17 protein-coding genes and 1 pseudogene are annotated in these 19,919 nt (G+C 68.4%); 7 read left to right on the top strand and 11 right to left on the bottom strand.

Going from position 1 to position 19,919, the window contains the following annotated elements:
* Together uvrA and ACWDU1_RS12520 are read right to left on the bottom strand one after the other, a co-directional pair.
* On the bottom strand, positions 1–1,835 hold a 1,835-nt coding region (gene uvrA, locus ACWDU1_RS12525), incomplete at its 3' end, for an excinuclease ABC subunit UvrA (protein ID WP_449998085.1).
* A 381-nt stretch (positions 1,836–2,216) separates the two neighbouring features.
* Entirely contained in the window at positions 2,217–3,362 is a 1,146-nt protein-coding gene (locus ACWDU1_RS12520) for a beta-ketoacyl synthase N-terminal-like domain-containing protein (protein WP_449998083.1), read from the bottom strand.
* A 198-nt stretch (positions 3,363–3,560) separates the two neighbouring features.
* Between ACWDU1_RS12520 and ACWDU1_RS12515 the strand changes: the two genes are divergently transcribed.
* The gene (locus ACWDU1_RS12515; protein WP_449998081.1) at positions 3,561–4,895 is read left to right on the top strand and encodes a diguanylate cyclase domain-containing protein; all 1,335 of its coding nucleotides are present in this window, start codon (positions 3,561–3,563) and stop codon (positions 4,893–4,895) included.
* 170 nt (positions 4,896–5,065) lie between these two features.
* Entirely contained in the window at positions 5,066–7,354 is a 2,289-nt protein-coding gene (locus ACWDU1_RS12510) for a HelD family protein (protein ID WP_449998087.1), read from the top strand.
* A 79-nt stretch (positions 7,355–7,433) separates the two neighbouring features.
* Here the strand turns inward: ACWDU1_RS12510 and ACWDU1_RS12505 are convergent, their stop codons facing one another.
* From ACWDU1_RS12505 to ACWDU1_RS12495, 3 genes are all read right to left on the bottom strand, one after another.
* The gene (locus tag ACWDU1_RS12505; RefSeq protein WP_449998080.1) at positions 7,434–7,886 is read right to left on the bottom strand and encodes a universal stress protein; all 453 of its coding nucleotides are present in this window, start codon (positions 7,884–7,886) and stop codon (positions 7,434–7,436) included.
* A gap of 328 nt (positions 7,887–8,214) precedes the next feature.
* Positions 8,215–8,628, bottom strand: a complete 414-nt coding sequence (locus ACWDU1_RS12500; protein WP_449998079.1) for a DoxX family protein — start codon at positions 8,626–8,628, stop codon at positions 8,215–8,217.
* A 56-nt stretch (positions 8,629–8,684) separates the two neighbouring features.
* Entirely contained in the window at positions 8,685–9,554 is an 870-nt protein-coding gene (locus tag ACWDU1_RS12495; protein WP_449998078.1) for an AraC family transcriptional regulator, read from the bottom strand.
* Positions 9,555–9,715: 161 nt separating this feature from the next.
* Here ACWDU1_RS12495 and ACWDU1_RS12490 point away from each other — a divergent pair, with 161 nt between their 5' ends.
* Positions 9,716–10,186, top strand: a complete 471-nt coding sequence (locus ACWDU1_RS12490) for a VOC family protein (protein ID WP_449998076.1) — start codon at positions 9,716–9,718, stop codon at positions 10,184–10,186.
* A 29-nt stretch (positions 10,187–10,215) separates the two neighbouring features.
* On the opposite strand, the gene uvrB is transcribed toward ACWDU1_RS12490, so the two are convergent.
* Positions 10,216–12,408: an excinuclease ABC subunit UvrB gene (uvrB, locus tag ACWDU1_RS12485; RefSeq protein WP_449998075.1), complete on the bottom strand. Its 2,193-nt coding sequence runs from the start codon at positions 12,406–12,408 to the stop codon at positions 10,216–10,218.
* A gap of 136 nt (positions 12,409–12,544) precedes the next feature.
* On the opposite strand from uvrB, the gene ACWDU1_RS12480 reads away from it, so the two are divergent.
* Positions 12,545–13,069, top strand: a complete 525-nt coding sequence (locus tag ACWDU1_RS12480; RefSeq protein ID WP_449998073.1) for a DUF402 domain-containing protein — start codon at positions 12,545–12,547, stop codon at positions 13,067–13,069.
* Positions 13,070–13,126: 57 nt separating this feature from the next.
* On the opposite strand, the gene coaE is transcribed toward ACWDU1_RS12480, so the two are convergent.
* The gene (gene coaE, locus ACWDU1_RS12475) at positions 13,127–14,323 is read right to left on the bottom strand and encodes a dephospho-CoA kinase (RefSeq protein WP_449998072.1); all 1,197 of its coding nucleotides are present in this window, start codon (positions 14,321–14,323) and stop codon (positions 13,127–13,129) included.
* 201 nt (positions 14,324–14,524) lie between these two features.
* On the opposite strand from coaE, the gene ACWDU1_RS12470 reads away from it, so the two are divergent.
* On the top strand, positions 14,525–14,743 hold the full coding sequence (locus ACWDU1_RS12470) for a hypothetical protein (protein WP_449998070.1): 219 nt from the start codon (positions 14,525–14,527) through the stop codon (positions 14,741–14,743).
* A gap of 114 nt (positions 14,744–14,857) precedes the next feature.
* Here ACWDU1_RS12470 and rpsA read toward each other — a convergent pair whose 3' ends face one another.
* Positions 14,858–16,327 (bottom strand): 30S ribosomal protein S1, encoded by a 1,470-nt coding sequence (rpsA, locus tag ACWDU1_RS12465; RefSeq protein WP_449998069.1) that lies wholly within the window; start codon positions 16,325–16,327, stop codon positions 14,858–14,860.
* Between the two features lie 167 nt (positions 16,328–16,494).
* Here rpsA and ACWDU1_RS12460 point away from each other — a divergent pair, with 167 nt between their 5' ends.
* Positions 16,495–17,355 carry a class I SAM-dependent methyltransferase gene (locus ACWDU1_RS12460; protein ID WP_449998068.1) on the top strand — a complete coding sequence of 287 codons (861 nt, stop codon included), beginning with the start codon at positions 16,495–16,497 and terminating at the stop codon, positions 17,353–17,355.
* 32 nt (positions 17,356–17,387) lie between these two features.
* On the opposite strand, the gene ACWDU1_RS12455 is transcribed toward ACWDU1_RS12460, so the two are convergent.
* The gene (locus ACWDU1_RS12455; protein ID WP_449998066.1) at positions 17,388–17,561 is read right to left on the bottom strand and encodes a hypothetical protein; all 174 of its coding nucleotides are present in this window, start codon (positions 17,559–17,561) and stop codon (positions 17,388–17,390) included.
* Positions 17,561–18,445, bottom strand: a complete 885-nt coding sequence (locus ACWDU1_RS12450) for an SPFH domain-containing protein (protein ID WP_449998065.1) — start codon at positions 18,443–18,445, stop codon at positions 17,561–17,563. Before ACWDU1_RS12450 ends, ACWDU1_RS12455 begins: the two co-directional genes overlap by 1 nt.
* Before the next feature lie 142 nt (positions 18,446–18,587).
* Here ACWDU1_RS12450 and ACWDU1_RS12445 point away from each other — a divergent pair, with 142 nt between their 5' ends.
* Positions 18,588–19,673, top strand: a complete 1,086-nt coding sequence (locus ACWDU1_RS12445; RefSeq protein WP_449998064.1) for an isocitrate/isopropylmalate dehydrogenase family protein — start codon at positions 18,588–18,590, stop codon at positions 19,671–19,673.
* 9 nt (positions 19,674–19,682) lie between these two features.
* Here ACWDU1_RS12445 and ACWDU1_RS12440 read toward each other — a convergent pair.
* Positions 19,683–19,919 (bottom strand): annotated as a pseudogene (locus ACWDU1_RS12440) (ectoine/hydroxyectoine ABC transporter ATP-binding protein EhuA); the annotation flags it as partial.

Below are 19,919 nucleotides of genomic sequence, written 5' to 3'. Positions count from 1 at the left end.
ATCGGCACCTCGATCCACTCCCGGCCGGAGAGATACGCCCCGGTCAGCGAGTTCGGGTCGGCGAGGAGTTCGGAATACGGCCCGCTGTGCACCACCCGGCCGCCGTGTTCACCGGCGAGCGGGCCGATATCGACCACCCAGTCCGAGGCCCGGATGGTGTCCTCGTCGTGTTCGACGACGATCAGGGTGTTGCCCAGGTTCTTCAGCCTGGTCAGCGTTTCGATGAGCCGCCGGTTGTCGCGCTGGTGCAGGCCGATGGAGGGCTCGTCGAGTACGTAGAGCACGCCCACCAGGCCCGAGCCGATCTGGGTGGCGAGCCGGATCCGCTGTGCCTCGCCGCCGGACAGGGTGGCCGCCGCCCGGGACAGCGTCAGGTAGTCCAGGCCCACGTCGAGCAGGAAGCCCAGCCGCGCCTGCACCTCCTTGAGGACCTGCCCGGCGATCGCCGCCTGCCGTTCACCGAGGGTGAGCGCGTTCAGGAAGCGTGAGCACTCGCGGATGGACAGCTCACTGACCTCTGCGATGGATTTCCGTTCCGCATCCGCGGTGAGGGTGACCGCCAGGATCTCCGGGCGCAGCCGGGCACCGTTGCACACCGGGCACGGCACGTCCCGCATATAGCCCTCGTAGTGCTCCTTCATCTGCTCGGATTCGGTGGAATCCAGCCGCCGCTGCAGGAACGGCATGACCCCCTCGAAATCGGCGTAGTAGGAGCGCTTCCGGCCGTAGCGGTTGGTGTAGACGATATGCACCTGATCCGAGCTGCCCTCGAGTACCGCCTTGCGGGCACGGGGCGTCAGATCACGCCACGGGGTGTCCAGATCGAACCCCTGGGCCGCGGCCAGACCCGACAGCAACCGCAGGAAGTATTCGGCGCTCTGCCCGCGTGACCAGGGCGCGATCGCACCGTCGGCGAGGCTCAGTTCGGCGTCGGGGACGACCAGTTCGGGATCGACCTCCTTGCGGATTCCGAGACCCGTGCAGTCGGGGCAGGCGCCGTAGGGCGAGTTGAACGAGAACGAACGCGGTTCCAGATCCTCGATATCGAGCGGGTGGCCGTTCGGGCAGGCGAGTTTCTCGGAGAAGCGGCGCTCGCGGTCGTGGGCGTGCTCGTCGCGGTCCACGAAATCGAGCACCACGATGCCGTCGGCGAGGCGCAGCGCCGTCTCGATGGAATCGGTGAGCCGCTGTTTGGCGGTGGGTTTGACGGCCAGCCGGTCCACCACCACCTCGACGTCGTGTTTCTCCTGCTTCTTCAGCTTCGGCGGATCGGTGAGCGGATACACCACCCCGTCGACCCGGACGCGGGCGTAACCCTGCGCGTGCAACTGGTCGAAGAGATCGACGAATTCACCCTTGCGGGTGCGCACCACCGGAGCCAGCACCTGGAACCGGACGCCCGTCTCCATGGCCAGCACCTGGTCGACGATCTGCTGCGGCGTCTGCTTGGCGATCAGCTCCGAGCACACCGGGCAGTGCGGGACGCCCGCGCGCGCGTAGAGCAGGCGCAGATAGTCGTGCACCTCGGTGATGGTGCCGACGGTGGAGCGGGGATTGCGGTTGGTGGATTTCTGGTCGATCGAGACCGCGGGTGAGAGCCCCTCGATGAAATCCACATCCGGCTTGTCCATCTGCCCCAGGAACTGCCGGGCGTAGGCCGACAACGATTCCACGTACCGGCGCTGCCCCTCGGCGAAGATCGTGTCGAACGCGAGGCTGGACTTACCCGACCCCGACAGGCCGGTGAAGACGATCAGACTGTCGCGGGGCAGATCGAGGTCGACCCCCTTCAGGTTGTGCTCCCGCGCGCCGCGCACAGTCAGGCGTTCCGCCACCAGGTCGGTCCCTTCTCGTTTCGTTCGTCGCCGCGCCGGAGGCGCGCCGTGAATGCAGTTGCGATGCAGCCGCCGCGACCCGCCCACGGTGTGGGTGACAACGCGGAGGACGGCCCGATCGGGCTCATCGGTCCTGTCGCGGCTCGGGCCACGGATGGGCCCGCGCCGATGCTAGGACGGACCACCGACAAGTTTCGCCGAACGGCCGATCACCGGCTGATGACGTGCGCACATCCGGGCTCCCGCGCTGCGCTCGCCGCGGGGTTGGCTGCCCGGTCGGGCCGACGCCCGGCCGGTGGCGCGGGCTCACCTCTCCAGGGTAGGTCACCGCGGCGGATCACCGGAGGGTGTCACCGATCACCCGTCCCGGGCCGGCCGTGGTCACCGCGGGGCCGGGCCCAGGACGACCATCGAATTGTTTCCGCCCATCCCCAGCGACAGCTTGGCCGTGAGCCCCGAACCGGCCGGGGTCGCGCCGTCGAGCAGCCGTGGGTGAGCCGCCGCCACGATCGGCGGCGCCGGAATGATCCCGCGCTCGTAGCCGAGGGCCGCCGCGGCCAGCTCCACCGCACCCGATGCGGCCTGACAGTGACCCACCAGCGGTTTCAGCGAGTACACGGCCGGGCGATCGCCGAAGACGCGGGTCAGCAGATCACGTTCGGCACGATCGCACTGCGCGGTACCGGTTCCGTGCGCGTTCAGATAGGCGATCTCCGCGGCGGTGACACCGGCGTCGGCGAGGGCCTGCCGGGCGCAGTCCACGATCTGGTCGTGACCCGGTTCCACCGACACCACGTGATAGGCCTCGCTGTTCATCGCCCCGCCGAGCACTGTGGCATAGGCCCGCGCCGGGCCCCGGGTGAGCACCAGCCCGACCGCCGCCTCGCCCACGCTGAACCCGCGACTGCCCTCCTGGAAAGGCCGGCAGCCTGCCAGCGATTCGACCTCGACCACCGCGGCCCCCAGCGCGGCGAACTGCCGGACCAGTTCGGGAGTGGCCGACAGATCGGAGGCCACGCACACCACATCGTCCACCAGCCCGGCGGCGAACCAGAGTTTCGCCTGGAGCAGGGCGACGTTGCCGGAACTGCAGGCCGCCGAGATCCCGGCCACCGGCCCGGTGAAACCGAACTCCTGACCGATCACCGACACCGGTGTCGACGGCAGCAATCGCAAGAAGTCGCGACCGCTGAACCCCGCGCCCGCGGACCCCGAGAAGTCCCGCCAGTGCCGGACATCGCCCAGTACCGCCGCGTGCACCAGCCCCACCCGGCGGCCCGGCCGCCAGCCCCGCTCCCGGGCGTCGGCGACCGCTTCGGCCACTGCCGCGAACATCGCCCTGCCGTATCGGGTGCCGCCGGGTCCCGGTTCGCCGTCCGGGACCAGCGCGGCCCAGCCGCCGGTCGCCGGGTCGATTCCGTAGCCGGGCTCGAACCGCGCCGCCGACGCGCCGCCGAGCAGCCCCTCCCACAGCGCTTCCCGGCCCCAGCCGTACCCGGTCACCGCCCCGATTCCGGCAATCGACATAAAATGACCACTGATCGCGGTACCCGCCATGACGGCTCCCCTCCCCGGTCCCCGGTCCATCCCCGCACCGGAAACCACCGAGAACCAGTCGTGAACGTGGTCACCGAAAAATCACGTCCACCGAATCGATTCTAAGCGTGTGGATACCGGCGTAGCGCCGTGTTTGAATGTCCGGGTCAGCCGATTATGGGGGTTGGTATGGGAGATCACAGGGCCTCCGCCGCCGAGCAGCTCGCGCATCGGTACCGGTCCCTGGTCGAACATTCCCCGGATGGAATCTGCGTCCACGAACGGGGCATCGTGGTCTATGCCAACCCCGCCGCACTGCGGATCATGGGTGCGAAGAATCTCGCCACGGTGCTCGGCCAGAACATCGCCCGCTTCGTGCACCCCGATTCGCGCGAGGCGATGTTCGAACGGATCGCGGGCCTCACCGCGACCGGTGTCGCCACCGAGCCCACCGAGATGACCCTGCTCACGCTGGACGGCCGCGAGATCCCGGTGGAAACCGTCTCGGTGCTCACCGCCTGGCACGATCGCCTGGCCTATCAGGTGGTCATCCACGACCTGTCCGCCCAGCGTTCCGCCGAACGCGCCCAGCGGCGCGCCGAACAGCACTTCACCACCGTGGTCTCCCAGCTGGAGGAGGGCGTCGCGGTGATCTACCAGGACGGCACCATCGCCTCCGCCAACCCGGCCGCGCGCCGGATCTTCGGCATAGACGAGCAGATCCAGCTGGTGGGCTCCAATATCACCGAGCTGCCCCTGGAACTGCTGGACGCCAACGGCAGGCCGCTGCCGCGCGCCCGCCACCCCGTCGCCCGGACCCTCGCCACCGGCGAGACCATCAGCGCCTTCGTCTTCGCGGTGAACCGTCCCGACGGCCAGCGCCGCTGGGTGGCGCTGTCCAGCCGCCTGCTCAATTCCGACGATCAGGGCGCGGCCGCGGTGTGCTCGTTCACCGATATCACCGAATACCTGGCCGGGCGCCGCCAGCTCGAGTACCAGGCCACCCACGATCCGCTCACCGGGCTGGCCAACCGGTCGCTGATCCTGTCGCAACTGTCGGGCGCGCTGGCCGCCAGCGGCGCGTACCGCAGCATCTCCACGGTCATGTTCATCGACCTGGACGGTTTCAAATCGATCAACGACACCATGGGGCACGCCATCGGCGACACCGTGCTGCGGATCGTGGCGCAGCGGTTGCAGCGCGCGCTGCGCGCCGAGGATATGGTCGGCCGGCTCGGCGGCGACGAGTTTCTGGTGCTGCTGGCGGGGCGGCCCGGCGACGATGAGCTCGAACCGCTGGTCCGGCGGTTGCGGTCGGCGATGGCGGAACCGATCGTGGCCCGCGGTCACCGCATCGCGGTGCACGCCTCGATCGGCGTGACCGCCCTCGAGCCCGGGGATCCGCGCAGCCCGGAGGCGGTGCTGCACGACGCCGATCTGGCCATGTACGAGGCCAAGGGACCGGCCAAACGCGGCGGGCCGCTCGGCCCGGGACTGCGTGGTGACAACTCCCACGTCTCCTGACACCGCCCGCCCGCCTGCGGAAACAACGTGCCCGTGTTCGCGGCAGTAGAATCGACAACTCTGTGCACGTCGCCGTGCCGTGTTTGCCGTGCCCTGTCCCGACGTGGGTGAGAAGGAGCCAGAACTTGCCCGACAATCGCACCGAGGACCGCCTCACCGTCCGAGAACCCGTGGAGGGGGACGCGGCCGCGGTGACACGAACCATCGATCAGGAGCAGGCATACCTGTCGGTGCTCTACGACCGGCTGGACGAGATGCGGGCCTATGCCGACAAACGGCTGCGCACCGTCCTGCTGGAAACCGGGGGCACACCGCAGGCACGGACCGAACGCGAATCCTTCACCCAGCTCTACACCGAGGACCTGGCCAAATACGATGCCGCCGAGCACGGCCTGTGTTTCGGCCGCATCGATATCGCCGCGGATCACGAGGAACCGGAGCCGCGCTATATCGGCCGCCTCGGCATCCTGGACGAGGACAACGACTACGAGCCCCTCCTCCTGGACTGGCGAGCGCCGCTGGCGCGCCCGTTCTATCTGGCCACCACCGCCGCCCCGGACGGCGTGCTGCGGCGGCGGCATATCCGCTCCCGGAATCGCCGGGTCACCGCGGTCAACGACGAATATCTCGATCTCGCCGCGGCCCGGGCCGCGGGAGTCACAGCATCCGACGGCGGGGTCGGCAGCGAGAGCGCGCTGCTGGCCGCGCTGAACGCGGCCCGCACCGGCCAGATGTCCGACATCGTCGAGACCATCCAGAGCGAGCAGGACGCGATCATCCGCGCCGAGCACAAGAGCGTGCTGGTCGTGCAGGGCGGGCCCGGCACCGGCAAAACCGCCGTCGCGCTGCACCGCGCCGCCTACCTGCTCTACACCTATCGCCAGCAGCTGGCCAAGAGCGGGGTCCTGATCATCGGCCCCAATGCCACCTTCCTCGACTACATCGGACAGGTGCTGCCGTCACTGGGCGAGACCGGTGTGCTGCTGTCCACCATCGGCGACCTCTATCCCGGCGTGAAGGCCACCCTCGCCGATTCGCTGCGCGCGGGCGAGATCAAAGGGGCGCCGACGATTCTGGACGTACTGAAGAACGCGGTCCGCGACCGGCAGCAGGTCCCGCGCGAACCGATCGAGCTCAGCTTCGACGGCTACCCGCTGCAACTGGATCGCAAGATCGTCACCCGGGCCCGCGGCCGGGCCCGCAGCTCGCGCCGACCGCACAACCTGGCCCGCCCGGTCTTCGCGTCGATGGTGATCGAGGCGCTGACCGATCAGCTCGCGCACACCATGGGCGCCGATCCGGCCGGTGGCGGCCGCAGCCTGCTCAGCGCCGCCGACCTCGGCGAGATCAGCGACGAACTGCGCGCCGACCCGAAGATCCAGCGAGTACTCGGCGACCTGTGGCCGCTGCTCACCCCACAGCAGGTGCTCGGAGAACTGTTGGCCGAGCCGGAGCGGCTCGACAGCGCCGCCGGCAAGATCCTCGATCCGCAGGACCGGGCCGAATTACTGCGCCCGGGCACCGGGGAATTCAGCGCCGCCGACGCGCCACTGCTCGACGAACTCGCCGAACTGCTGGGCACCGACGATGCGGAGGAACGCGAACGCGCGCGCCGGCGCTGGCGCGCGCAGCTGGCCGAGGCCCAGGACGCCCTGGATATCCTCACCGGCTCGGCCCCGCAGGACCTCGAGGACGATCTCGATCCCGAGATCCTCATGGCCTACGACCTGATCGACGCCGGGCAGCTCGCCGAACGCCAGCAGGTGCGCAACCGGCAGACCACCGCGGAACGCGCTGCGGGTGACCGCACCTGGACCTACGGGCACGTCATCGTCGACGAGGCCCAGGAACTCTCCGAAATGGCCTGGCGCATGGTGATGCGCCGGATCCCCAACCGCTGGATCACCGTGGTGGGCGATATCGCGCAGACCGGCGATCCGGCGGGGGCGCGGTCGTGGTCGCAGATGCTGGAACCCTATGTCGCCAAACGCTGGAAACGCACCGAACTGAGCGTGAACTACCGCACCCCGGCCGAGATCATGGCCGTCGCCGCCGACGTATTGGCGGTTATCGATCCGGACGCCCGGACACCCCGCTCGGTCCGGGAATCCGGACGCCCGCCGCGTGCGCACCGGGCGCCCGCGGGCGGTATCGCCACGGTGCTCGCGCAGCTGCTCACCGAGGAGCGTGGCCCGGGCACGGCGGCGGTGCTCGGACCGGCCGATCTGGTGGCCGAATTATCCGGCCTGGCCACCGAATCCGTGCGGGTGCTCACGGTGACCGAGGCCAAGGGCCTGGAATTCGACTCGGTATTCCTGGTGGAGCCGAGCGCGGTGATCGCCGAATCCCCGCGCGGGCGCAACGATCTCTACGTGGCACTCACTCGCGCCACCCAGCGGCTCACCGTGGTGCACAGCACCGGCCTGCCGCCGGAACTGCGTCGCCTCGCGGCGTCCTGACGCCGCGCGCCACGAACGCGACCGCCCCTGCCCGGGATCGGATGCCCGGGCAGGGGCGGTCGCGTTCGCCGGCCGCGGATCAGCGCACGGTATGCACGATCAGCACATCGGATTTCGATTTACGCGCCACATCCGAGGGCACCGAGCCCAGCAGGCGTCCGGCCAGGGTGTTGAGCCCGCGGTTGCCGACCACGAGCAGATCGGCCTGGGTCTCGCGCACCAGATCCAGCAGGGATTCGACGGGTTCACCGACGATCGGCTTCTCGACGATCTCCTTGGCGCCCGCCGCCGTCGCCCGGTCCCGTGCCACGCGCAGGATCTCGTTGGTGGGCGCCGAGCCGCGGACCTGGTAAGCCTCGTCCTTGAGCATATCGCTCGCGGCGGCGACATCACGGTCGTCGGTCGGGTAGTAGGCGCAGGCCACGATCAGCGTCGAGCCCGCGGCTCCGGCCAGGGCGGCGGCCTTCTCCACGGCGACGTACGACGAGTCCGAGCCGTCGGTACCGACGACAATGGTCCGGTAGGCGGTCATCTCTCCTCCAACTGTGCGGGGTATAAACGCGGCTGCGGCTGTGCTCGATGCTCGCGAAATCGGGCAGCGGCGCAGCGACTGCGTAGACCTTATCCGCAACCGCGCCCCGATCGACGGGATTCGTTGCACATCACACGCACCGGAAGTGGCCGGGCCTGTTTCACATTCTCGTCCCCGAACCACCTGCGCCGCGTCTACCTGCCGATTCCCGGCACCATACGAACAAACCTGTGATCGGTCACAGAAATGACGAACGGTATTGCCGCCCTGGGATTTTCCTCACATACCGTCGCGGGACCGCGACTCCGGCCCGCTTTTCGTCTCCGCCCTACAGCGAGAACAGCGGACCGGTAATCGTCAGACCCAATTCCTCGGTATGCGCGAAAAAGGCGAATAACATCACCAGCGCACCCGCGAGCGCCAAGTCCTTGTTGAACTGAATCATCTCCGACTGCGTGGCCTCGGCATCGGTTTCCTTCCAGAAACCGTGCATCATGATCATGGTCGGCACGATCATCACCAGCAGCAGCAGACATCCCAGATCGGCCCAGATACCCAGCAGGATACTCAGGCTGCCGAGCAACATGAGCGCACCGGAGGCCTGCACGGCCAATTCCGGCATCGGCACGCCCTTGGCCTGGGCGTATCCGGCCATGGCCTTGGTCTGGGTGAAATGCCCCAGGGCCGAACTCAGGAACAGAATGACGAACATCACGCGGCCGATCAACACCACGACATCCATGCCGAGCTCCTCATCTGTCGTCGATGGGCACCACCGGGCTGCGAGGCCGGTTCCAATTATGACGTCGGCAGCACCTTCGAAGTCACCTCGTCGCGCGAGCGTAACGAATTCTTGGCATATTCCAGCGGCGCCATTCCGACCTCCGCGGTGAACTCCCGGGTGAAATGCGCCTGATCGAAATAACCGAGTTCGGCGGCCAGTGCGGCGAGATCTTCGATCCGGCCCCGGGCCAGCAGATCGGCCCCGTCCTGGAGCCGATACCGGCGTAACACCCATTTCGGACCGGCGCCGATATAGCGCCGGAACAGGCGCTGCAGAGTACGCACCGGCACGCCGAACCGGTCGGTGACCTGATCCACCCGGGTGAGCTCCGGATCATCGGCCATCGCGGCGACGATCTCGCGGACGATGCGGTAGTTCGGGTCGACCGGCGTCCGGGCGCGCCCGGCGAGATAATCCTCGACCAGGTTCCGGCGGCCGGAATCGGTGGGTTCGGCGAGCACCCGGCCGGCCAGATCCCCGGTATCGGGCAGCACCTCGTCCAGCGGGACGGCGCGATCCCGCAGGGCACCCACATCCCGGCCGGTGAAGGCCCCGAATCCGCCCGGCCGGAACCGGACGCCGAAGGTCTCCCCCGCCCCGGCGAGTTCCCGGGTGAATTTCCTGGTGCACACGCCGTTGACGAATCCGCCGTATCGGCCCGATTCACGCTCGAACGTGAGGTGGACGCACGGAAACGGCAGGACCTCCGCGAGGTAGGGCGCCCGCCCCCGCATATCCCAGCGCACCGACCAGTACCACTCCACGAACCCGCCGGTATTCGCTCCCGGCGGGAGCCGGTTCAGCGTGCGGAACCGTTCCTGTTCGTAGGGATGCAGAATCGCCTTGCGGTCGCCGACCGGCGGAATCCCCGGTGCGCCGGTCACGCCCACCTCGATCGTCCTCGGGTGGCGGCGGGCCGCCGGTGTACCTCCGGCGTCGCGAGGCTCGCCCACCGCGCAAGACAGCGGATGCGCGTCGAGCGGGCCCGCGGAAGGTGTCGCTTTCTTACAAGATCCGCGCGAGCGGAGGGAGCAGAGTCGACCCCATGAGCGAAACAGTGAATCCGATCCCCGAGGGCTACCACTCCATCACCGTTTTCATCGCGGTGAACGACGGCAACGCCGCCATCGACTTCTACACCGCGGTATTCGGCGCCGAGGTGCTCTCCCGCAACGATATGCCCGACGGCCAGCCCGCCCACGCCGAATTGCAGATCGGCGATTCCACCATCCAGCTGGGGATGCCGGTCCCGGAGCAGAACGTCCTCGCACCCGGCGGTAACTGGGTGCACACGTCGCTGGTCCACTACTGCCCGGATGTGGACGGGGTGCTCGCCCGCGCCCGGGCACACGGCGCGAAGGTCGCCGAGGATGCCGCCACCTTCGTCACCGGCGACCGCTACGGCGCCCTGCTCGACCCGTTCGGGCACCGCTGGGTGGTCATGACCCGCGTCGAGGACGTGTCCCGGGAGGAGGCCGAACGCCGGGTGAACGAGTGGATGGCCACCCAGGGCTGACCCCGGGAGCCCGCCGGTGGCGAAGCGGCTCACTGCAGACCGGCCGCGTCCATACCGCGCAGTTCCTTCTTCAGATCGGCGATCTCGTCGCGGAGCCGGCCCGCGAGCTCGAACTGCAGCTCGCGGGCCGCGTTCATCATCTGATCGGTGAGCTCGGCGACCAGATCGGCCAGTTCGGCGCGCGGCATCGACTTGATATCGCGACCCTCCACGATGCCCGCGCTCACCGCCCGGCCCGGCTCGCCCTGGGCGCGACGGCCGCGGCTGGCGTTGCGGCCGGACCCGCCGACGGCGACCTCGTCGTCGGCCTCGGAATACACCTGATCGAGAATATCGGCGATCTTCTTGCGCAGCGGCTGCGGATCGATCCCCTTCTCCGCGTTGTAGGCCAGCTGTTTGGCCCGGCGGCGCTCGGTTTCGTCGATCGCCTGCCGCATCGAATCGGTGATCTTGTCCGCGTACATGTGCACCTCACCCGAGACATTCCGGGCGGCGCGGCCGATGGTCTGGATCAGGCTCTTGGCGCTGCGCAGGAACCCTTCCTTATCGGCGTCCAGGATGGCCACCAGCGAGACCTCGGGCAGGTCGAGACCCTCGCGCAGCAGGTTGATACCGATCAGCACGTCGTATTCGCCGAGCCGCAACTGCCGGAGCAGTTCGACGCGGCGCAGCGTATCGATCTCCGAATGCAGGTACCGCACCCGCAGCCCCAGCCCGAGCAGATAATCGGTCAGGTCCTCGGCCATCTTCTTGGTCAGGGTGGTGACCAGTACGCGTTCGTCGCGTTCCACCCGCAACCGGACCTCGTGCACCAGATCGTCGATCTGCCCCTTGGTGGGTTTGACCACGACCTGCGGATCCACCAGACCGGTCGGGCGGATGACCTGCTCCACCACCTCACCGCCGGTGCGGCCGAGTTCGTAGTCGCCCGGCGTGGCCGACAGATACACCGCCTGCCCGATCCGCTCGGCGAACTCCTCCCAGGTGAGCGGCCGGTTGTCCACCGCCGACGGTAACCGGAAGCCGTATTCGACCAGGTTGCGTTTACGCGACATATCCCCCTCGTACATACCGCCGATCTGCGGCACGGTCACATGGGATTCGTCGATGACGAGCAGGAAATCGTCCGGGAAGTAGTCCAGCAGGGTGGCCGGCGCCGAACCGGCGGGACGCCCGTCGATATGCCGCGAATAGTTCTCGATACCCGAGCAGAATCCCACCTGCCGGATCATCTCCAGGTCGTACTGGGTGCGCATCCGCAGCCGCTGCGCCTCGAGGAGCTTGCCCCTGCCCTCGAGGTCGGCCAGCCGCTCCTCGAGCTCGGCCTCGATATCGACCACCGCACGCGCCATCCGCTCCGGGCCCGCGACATAGTGGGTGGCGGGGAAGATCCGCACCATATCGACCTTGCGGACCACATCCCCGGTGAGCGGATGCAGGTAGTACAGCTCTTCGATCTCGTCGCCGAAGAACTCGATCCGAACGGCCAGTTCCTCGTACGAGGGGATGATCTCGACCGTATCGCCGCGCACCCGGAACGAGCCCCGGGTGAAGGCCATATCGTTGCGGGTGTACTGCACGTCGACCAGCATGCGCAGGAAGGCGTCCCGATCGACCTCGGCGCCCACCTCCAACATCACCGACCGGTCCAGATACGACTGGGGGGTGCCCAGACCGTAGATACATGACACCGAGGCCACCACCACCACATCGCGCCGAGACAGCAGCGACGAGGTGGCCGAATGGCGCAGCCGCTCGACATCGTCGTTGATCGAGCTGTCCTTCTCGATATAGGTATCGGTCTGCGCGATATACGCCTCGGGCTGGTAGTAGTCGTAGTACGAGACGAAGTACTCCACCGCGTTGTGCGGCAGCATCTCGCGTAGTTCGTTGGCCAGCTGGGCCGCCAGCGTCTTGTTGGGCGCCATCACCAGGGTGGGCCGCTGCAAGCGCTCCACCAGCCAGGCGGTGGTCGCCGATTTACCGGTACCGGTCGCACCGAGCAGTACGACATCGGGCTCCCCGGCCCGGACCCGGCGTTCCAGCTCCTCGATGGCGGCGGGCTGGTCGCCGGCGGGCTGATACGGGCTGACGACCTCGAACCGGCCGCCGGTACGTTCGATCTCGCCCACCGGGCGGAACTCCGATTTCGCCAGCGGCGTCTCCCCGTCGGCCTCGGTTCCGGTGACACCGGCCGCACGGAGTTCGGTTGCGAATGCCATGACCCAAGACTAGGCCCGCCCACCGACATACTCCCGGCCCCGGACCGGCCCCGGTGAGCGCGATCACCGGCCGGCCTGCGGACCCACCGGCGCCACCGGACGCACACTGCCGCTTCAGTGGGTAGATTCGGCAGCCGTGACCGAAGCACCCGGCGTCCATGTCCACCGGCCCAAGGTGGAGTACTTCGATATCGCGGAGCTCACCAATACGGATCCGAAGGGTTTCGTACGCGAGGTGCAGCGCTATCACCTCGAGCCCTGGGGCCTGTACATGGCCCGGACCGCCGATCATCCGCAATTCCACTACATGGAGTCCTGGTTGCTCCCGGACCTGAATCTGCGGGCCACGATTTTCCATTTCCATCCGGCGCATATGCGCGACCAGGACCACTACCTCGATATCGGGGAGTTCGGCGAGGTCGAACCGAAGAAATGGCGTTCGGTGGACCATTATCTGGATCTGGTCTGCCGCACCGGCCGCGAAACGCTGCTACTGGATGTCGACGAATTGCTCGCCGCCCATCACACCGGCCTGCTCGACGCGAAGGCCGCCGAGCAGGCCGTGGCGACCGCGTCGCGCGCGATCGACGGGATCGCCGCGCACGGCCACGACTTCGAGGCCTGGACGGCGTCGCTGGGCATGCCGCTCACCTGGATGTGATCGGCCCCGGCGGCCGTACCGCCGGGGCAGAACCGCTACCGGGTCGTCCGGCTCGGTCTACTCCTGGGTGCCGGCCCTCCATGCCGTCACCCTCGGATACACCGCTTCGAACCAGGGCTGCGCGGCCGCCCGGTAGGCCGCTGCCGCCGCCGCTCCGGTGAGCCCGGCCGCCGCCGCCTCGGCCTTGTTCGCGACCTCCGCGTACTCATCGCGAGCCGCCGCATCGGCACGCAGCCACTCGCGGAACCCGAGCGCGAATTCCTGATCGGGGCTGTGGGCGACCCGCACGTGGACGTAGGCCGGGCGACCTGGATCGGCGTTGCCGTGTGTCCGCGGCTGCCGGTCCCCGGCGGGCGCCACGGCGGCGGGCTCGGGGTCGGCATCGGCCGGCCCGGTGACGGCCGGGAACCCGGCGCCCGCCAGCGCCGCGCGCACCCCGTCCGCGGCGGCCGCATCGACGACGGTGATCTGCAGGTCGAGCACATCGCGGGCGGCGAGACCGGCGACCGCGGTGGGGCCGATATGGTCGACCCGGATCGCCGCGGCACCGGCCGCCACCCGTAACCGGGCGATCAGGCGCTGCGCCTGCGCCTCCCACCGCGGATCGGCGTCGTGGATGCCCCGCCGCGGTATCGCGGCCGTCCCGGAACGCAGATTCGCCTCGAACGGCACCAGCCGCTCGTCCCAGAGCCGGTGTACCTGCTGCTCCACCCGCCCGGCGGCACCGTTGTTGTCCAGCAGGACATCGGCTGCCGCATAACGCTGCTCATCGGTGGCCTGCGCCGCGATCCGCGCCCGCGCGTCGGCCTCCGGCACCCCGCGGAATTCCACCAGCCGCCGCAACCTGGTCTCGGCCGCCACATCGACGACCACCACGAGATTCACCAGCGGCCCCATACCGTTCTCCACCAGAAGCGGTACATCCTGCACCACGATCGCGTCCGGCGCGGCCGCGGCCAGCAGTTCGGCGGTCCGCTGCCCGACCAGCGGGTGCGTGATGGAGTTCAGGGTGGTGCGGGATTCGTCGTCGCGAAAAGCCCTGGCCGCCAGGGCCGGACGATCGAGGCTACCGTCCGCGGCCAGGATCTCGTCTCCGAACGCCGCCACCAGGCGGGCCAGTCCGGGGGTTCCCACGGCCACCACTTCCCGGGCGATCAGATCCGAGTCGATGATCACCGCCCCGAGTTCGGCGAGCGCCCGCGCCACCGTCGATTTACCCGCACCCATACCTCCGGTGAGGCCGATTCGTAACATCGGCCCAGTCTCGCATCCGCGGGAATTCGTGGCCGGATCAGGTGGCCCGCCGCCGATACCCTCCGACACGCCCGCCGCCGCCCGGACCACAGAAATATCCTGGTAATCCGAATTTCTCGGATAATCTTCGCGTGCGTGCGACACCGACAGGAATTGCCCTTTTTCCGATAGCACTTGTTACGAACAAGCGGAGGAAAGAGTATGCGCATCAGGGAAAACACTTCGGGCCGCCACCGGCTGGGTTCGGCCGGGCGCGTGCATTGTCTTCGTATTCCGGCCGTCGCGAATTATCTGGAGAAACACCGGCGTTCGTGGTTCGCGGCCCTGACGCTTCCCGCGCAGCACAGCCTCGCCGCCCGACGCCGGCGCACGGTGGTGCCCCGGGTCCGGATGCGCTGGATTCCCGCGCCCGCCGGCTGACGTGCGGTACCGCCGCCACGGTCCGCACGTCTCCCCGGCCATCCCCCGACAGACGAAGACCCCGGTCCGTGCGGACCGGGGTCTTCGTCTGATCTGCTACTTCAGCGGCAGGTCTCAGGCGTTGCCGGAGAGCTTCTCCCGCAGAGCCGCCAGCTGCGCGTCGCTGGCCAGCGAGCCACCGGCGGACTCGGTCTGCCCGCCACCGCTGGTCTGCGCGCCGCTCTCGGAGGAGTAGTTCGACGACCCGCCGCCGTTGACGGCCTCGGCCGCGGCGTCGGCCGCCATCTTCTCCATCTGAGCGGTGTGCATCTTGTGCCGGCGCTCGGCCTCGGCGTAGCGGCCTTCCCACTCTTCCCGCTGCTTGTCGAAGCCCTCGAGCCATTCGTTGGTCTCGGGATCGAAGCCCTCGGGGAAGATGTAGTTGCCCTGCTCGTCGTAGCTGTCGGCCATACCGTACTTCGACGGATCGAACTCGGCGCTGTAGTCCTCGTTGGCCTGCTTGAGGCTCAGCGAGATCCGGCGACGCTCCAGGTCGATATCGATGACCTTGACCATGGCGTCGTCGCCGACGACCACGACCTGGTCCGGGACCTCGACATGGCGCTCGGCCAGCTCGGAGATGTGCACCAGGCCCTCGATGCCCTCTTCGACGCGCACGAACGCACCGAACGGAACGAGCTTGGTAACCTTGCCCGGCACGATCTGGCCGATGGCGTGGGTGCGGGCGAACTGCCGCCAGGGATCTTCCTGGGTGGCCTTCAGCGACAGCGAAACGCGCTCGCGGTCCAGGTCGACGTCGAGAACCTCGACGGTGACCTCGTTGCCCACCTCGACCACCTCGGACGGGTGATCGATGTGCTTCCAGGACAGTTCGGAGACGTGCACCAGACCGTCGACACCGCCGAGGTCGACGAAGGCGCCGAAGTTGACGATGGAGGAGACCACACCCTTGCGGACCTGGCCCTTCTGCAGCTGGTGCAGGAATTCGCTGCGCACCTCGGACTGGGTCTGCTCCAGCCAGGCCCGGCGCGACAGAACCACGTTGTTGCGGTTCTTGTCGAGCTCGATGATCTTGGCCTCGATCTCCTTGCCGACGTACGGCTGGAGATCGCGGACGCGGCGCATCTCGACCAGCGAGGCAGGCAGGAAGCCCCGCAACCCGATATCGAGGATCAGACCGCCCTTGACGACCTCGATCACGGTGCCGCGAACGGCCTCGTCCTTCTCCTTGAGCTCCTCGATCGTGCCCCAGGCGCGCTCGTACTGAGCCCGCTTCTTGGACAGGATCAGGCGACCCTCTTTGTCCTCCTTGGTGAGGACCAGGGCCTCCACCTCATCACCCACGGAAACGACCTCGTTGGGGTCGACATCGTGTTTGATGGAGAGCTCGCGAGACGGGATGACGCCTTCGGTCTTGTAACCGATGTCGAGCAGGACCTCGTCGCGGTCGACTTTGACGATGGTTCCTTCGACGATATCGCCGTCGTTGAAGTACTTGATCGTGGCGTCGATGGCGGCGAGGAAGTCCTCGGCGGAGCCGATGTCGTTGACGGCTACCTGCGGCGAGGTGACGGTGGTGGGCATGTGGCGGTTTGCTCCGGACGGATTGTGATCGGTTGCGGACATTGAGACTTTCGGTACGCTGCGATACACCCAGCGGCTCCGGGTGTGATCACTTGCGCGTTCAGCGTACGCGACCCCCGTCCAGCCGGGCAAACGACCCCCCGCTGCGGATCTATAGGCTTCGCGTCGTGTCCGACGACCTCGTTCAAGATCGCCACGCTCAGGCCACCGCTGTACTGGGAACCACGGGTGCCGCACGCACCCGGATCGGTTCGACCGAGAGCGAACGCGCGAGCCGGCGCTGGTGGGATGCCGACGCCGGCCAGTACCACGATACCCACGGGGAATTCCTGGGCGCCGACAGCCCCGCCGGTGAATTCGTCTGGTGCCCCGAAGGCCTGCACGAAGGCGATATGCGCCTGCTGGGCGATATCGCCGGAAAACGGATCCTGGAGGTGGGCTGCGGCTCGGCGCCGTGTGCCCGCTGGCTGGCCGGGCAGGGGGCGTACCCGGTCGGATTGGATATCTCGCGCGCAATGCTGTCGCGGGGGCTTGCGGCGATGGCGCGCGGCGGGCCCCGGATACCGCTGGTCCAGGCGGGCGCCGAGGCACTGCCGTTCGCCGGCGAATCCTTCGACCTCGCGTGTTCGGCCTTCGGCGCGGTGCCCTTCGTCGCCGATTCGGCACGGGTGATGCGTGAGGTCGCGCGGGTGCTGCGGCCGGGCGGATCCTGGGTCTTCGCGGTCAACCACCCGATCCGCTGGATCTTCCGCGACGACCCGGGACCCGCGGGCCTGGAGGCCGTCATCCCCTATTTCGACCGCACCCCGTACACCGAGTACGACGACGCGGGCCGCTGCACCTACGTCGAACACCACCGCACCATCGGCGACCGTGTCCGGGAGATAGTGGGGGCCGGTCTGATCCTCGACGATATCGTCGAACCGGACTGGCCCGAATGGCTGGACCGCGAATGGGGCCAGTGGAGCCCCCTGCGTGGCCAGATCTTCCCCGGTACCGCCATCTTCGTCACCCACAAACCGGAATAGCCGGGCCGATACCGGCCCGGCATCCCCTCCGCTCAGCCGTGGTCGTCGGGAGCGGGCCGGGGTTTGCGCCCGGCCTGCTCCAGCGCCCGGCGGAGGGCGAACTCGATCTGCGCGTTGACGCTGCGCAGATCGTCGGCCGCCCACCTGGCGACCGCGTCGTACACCGCCGGGTCGAGCCGGAGCAGGATCTTCTTGCGTTCGACCATCAGTTGTACAGCGATCCCGTATTGACCACGGGGTTCACCGGCCGGTCGCCGCACAGCACCACCAGCAGGTTCGACACCATGGCCGCCTTACGCTCCTCGTCCAGTTCGACCATGCCCTCGGCGGTGAGCCGCTCGAGCGCCAGCCCGACCATCCCCACCGCGCCCTCGACGATCCGGGTCCGCGCGGCGACGACCTGGTTGGCCTGCTGGCGGACCAGCATCGCCTGGGCGATCTCCGGGGCGTAGGCGAGATGGGTGATCCGGGCCTCGATCACGTCGATTCCGGCGGTCGCCGTACGTTCCCGCAGTTCCACCGTGAGTTCCTCGGCGACCTCCGCGCCGTCGCGCAGGCTGGTGCGGTCGTCCTCGTGGGCGTCGTAGGGGTGCGTGGTGGCCAGATGGCGCACCGCGGCCTCGGACTGGGTCTCCACATATTCCTCGTAGTCGTCGACGGCGAACGCGGCCTTGAAACTGTCGACGACCTTGTAGACCACCACCGCCGCGATCTCCACCGGGTTACCGTCCGCGTCGTTGACCTTCAACTTCTGCGTTTCGAAGTTACGTACCCGCAGCGAGATGCTGCGCCGGTCGGTCAGCGGCAGCACCGAGAAGAACCCGGGATCGCTCACCGAGCCGATGTAGCGGCCGAAGAACTGGACCACCTTGGCCTCGTTCGGGTTCACCACCGTCAGTCCGGTGATGCCGAGCAGCAGCAGACCGGCCAGGACACAGGCGACGATCGCCCCGATGAGGCCGGCGGTGTTCTGATTCTGCGCGGCGGCGACGAATCCCGCGATGGCGACGGCCGTCAGCGCGACGGTCAGGACCAGCCAGATCAGCAGTACGACGAACCCGTTGACCCGAACGGCGTTCCGGAATGTCATGACATCCTCCCTCTATCAAAGTGATATCACCAAGATAGCAACCGGACGTGGAATCGGACAAGTCACCCGCCACGCGGGCGGCCGGACCGAACCACCCGGCCCGCCGCACCGGTCGTCCGCCGGGTCCTGCGACCATGACCGGATGGATCGCAGGGAACCCGGCGAGCCGTTGCGGCTCGGAATCGTCGACGGCGACGGAATCGGACCGGAGGTGGTGACCTCGGCGCGGCGCGTGGTGGACGAAGCCGTCGCGGTGGAGGGCCTGGCACCGATGGTGTGGGTGCCCCTGCCGATGGGCCGCGCCGCCATCGACGAATACGGCACGGCGCTGCCGGAATCCACACTCACCGGCCTGGCCGGCACCGACGGCTGGATCCTCGGGCCCCACGACAACGCCTCCTACCCGCCGGAGCATCGCATCGCCCCCGGTGGCGCCATCCGGCGGCATTTCGGACTGCATGCCAATATCCGGCCCGTCCGGGCGTTTCCGGGTGTCGCCGCGGCGGCGCCCGATATCGACCTGGTGGTGGTCCGGGAGAACAGTGAGGGGTTCTACGCCGACCGGAACATGGCCGTCGGATCCGGTGAGTTCTGCCCCACGCCCGATATCGCGCTCTCGGTGGGCATGGTGACCCGGGCGGCGTCCGAGCGGATCGCGCACCAGGCGTTCCGGCTGGCCGCGGCCCGGCGCGGCCGGCTGACCATCGTGCACAAGGCCAATGTCCTGCCGCTGACCATGGGTCTGTTCCGCGATACCTGCTACGCCGTCGCGCCCGGATATCCCGGGGTGCGGGTCGACGACGAGCATGTCGACGCGGCCGCGGCGCATCTGGTGCGGGCGCCGGGAGATTACGACGTACTGGTCACCGAGAACCTCTTCGGCGATATCCTCTCCGACCTGGCCGCGCAGCTCGGCGGGTCGCTGGGTATCGCCGCGTCGCTGAACTGCTCCGATACCCGCGCGATGGCCCAGGCGGTACACGGCGCGGCGCCCGATCTGGCCGGGCGCAACCGGGCCGATCCGGTGGCGCTGCAGTTATCGGCCGCCATGCTGCTGCGCTGGCTGTCCACCCGGCACGACCGGCCGGCGCTGGCCCACGCCGCCGACCGGATAGACCGCGCCGTCGCGGCCACCTTCGCCGCCGGAATCGCCACCGCCGATCTCGGCGGACTGGCCTCCACCAGCGAGTTCACCGAGCAGGTCACCGTCCGTATCCACTTCCGCTGACCGGCCGGCTCACAGCAACCGGGACAGGAACGCCTTGGTGCGATCGTGCCGCGGGGCGGTCAGCAGTTCCGCGGGCGGCCCGGATTCCACCACCACACCCTGATCCATGAACACGAGGGTGTCGGCCACCTCGCGGGCGAAGCCCATCTCGTGGGTCACCACCACCATGGTCATACCCGAGGCGGCCAGTTCCCGCATCACCGCGAGCACCTCGCCCACGAGTTCGGGATCCAGCGCGGAGGTGGG

Source organism: Nocardia sp. NPDC003345 (assembly GCF_053589395.1).
The sequence above is the reverse complement of the archived record's forward strand: the minus strand, read 5'-3'. Positions and strand labels throughout refer to the sequence as shown.

What these genes read in the sequence shown, in the direction of transcription:
- coaE (WP_449998072.1), bottom strand. Translation starts at nt 14,323, where the DNA reads ATGTTACGAATCGGCCTCACCGGAGGTATGGGTGCGGGTAAATCGACG.
- ACWDU1_RS12455 (WP_449998066.1), bottom strand. Translation starts at nt 17,561, where the DNA reads ATGGTCGAACGCAAGAAGATCCTGCTCCGGCTCGACCCGGCGGTGTAC.
- ACWDU1_RS12490 (WP_449998076.1), top strand. Translation starts at nt 9,716, where the DNA reads ATGAGCGAAACAGTGAATCCGATCCCCGAGGGCTACCACTCCATCACC.
- ACWDU1_RS12445 (WP_449998064.1), top strand. Translation starts at nt 18,588, where the DNA reads ATGGATCGCAGGGAACCCGGCGAGCCGTTGCGGCTCGGAATCGTCGAC.
- ACWDU1_RS12520 (WP_449998083.1), bottom strand. Translation starts at nt 3,362, where the DNA reads ATGTCGATTGCCGGAATCGGGGCGGTGACCGGGTACGGCTGGGGCCGG.
- rpsA (WP_449998069.1), bottom strand. Translation starts at nt 16,327, where the DNA reads ATGCCCACCACCGTCACCTCGCCGCAGGTAGCCGTCAACGACATCGGC.
- ACWDU1_RS12470 (WP_449998070.1), top strand. Translation starts at nt 14,525, where the DNA reads ATGCGCATCAGGGAAAACACTTCGGGCCGCCACCGGCTGGGTTCGGCC.
- uvrB (WP_449998075.1), bottom strand. Translation starts at nt 12,408, where the DNA reads ATGGCATTCGCAACCGAACTCCGTGCGGCCGGTGTCACCGGAACCGAG.
- ACWDU1_RS12515 (WP_449998081.1), top strand. Translation starts at nt 3,561, where the DNA reads ATGGGAGATCACAGGGCCTCCGCCGCCGAGCAGCTCGCGCATCGGTAC.
- ACWDU1_RS12450 (WP_449998065.1), bottom strand. Translation starts at nt 18,445, where the DNA reads ATGACATTCCGGAACGCCGTTCGGGTCAACGGGTTCGTCGTACTGCTG.
- ACWDU1_RS12500 (WP_449998079.1), bottom strand. Translation starts at nt 8,628, where the DNA reads ATGGATGTCGTGGTGTTGATCGGCCGCGTGATGTTCGTCATTCTGTTC.
- ACWDU1_RS12505 (WP_449998080.1), bottom strand. Translation starts at nt 7,886, where the DNA reads ATGACCGCCTACCGGACCATTGTCGTCGGTACCGACGGCTCGGACTCG.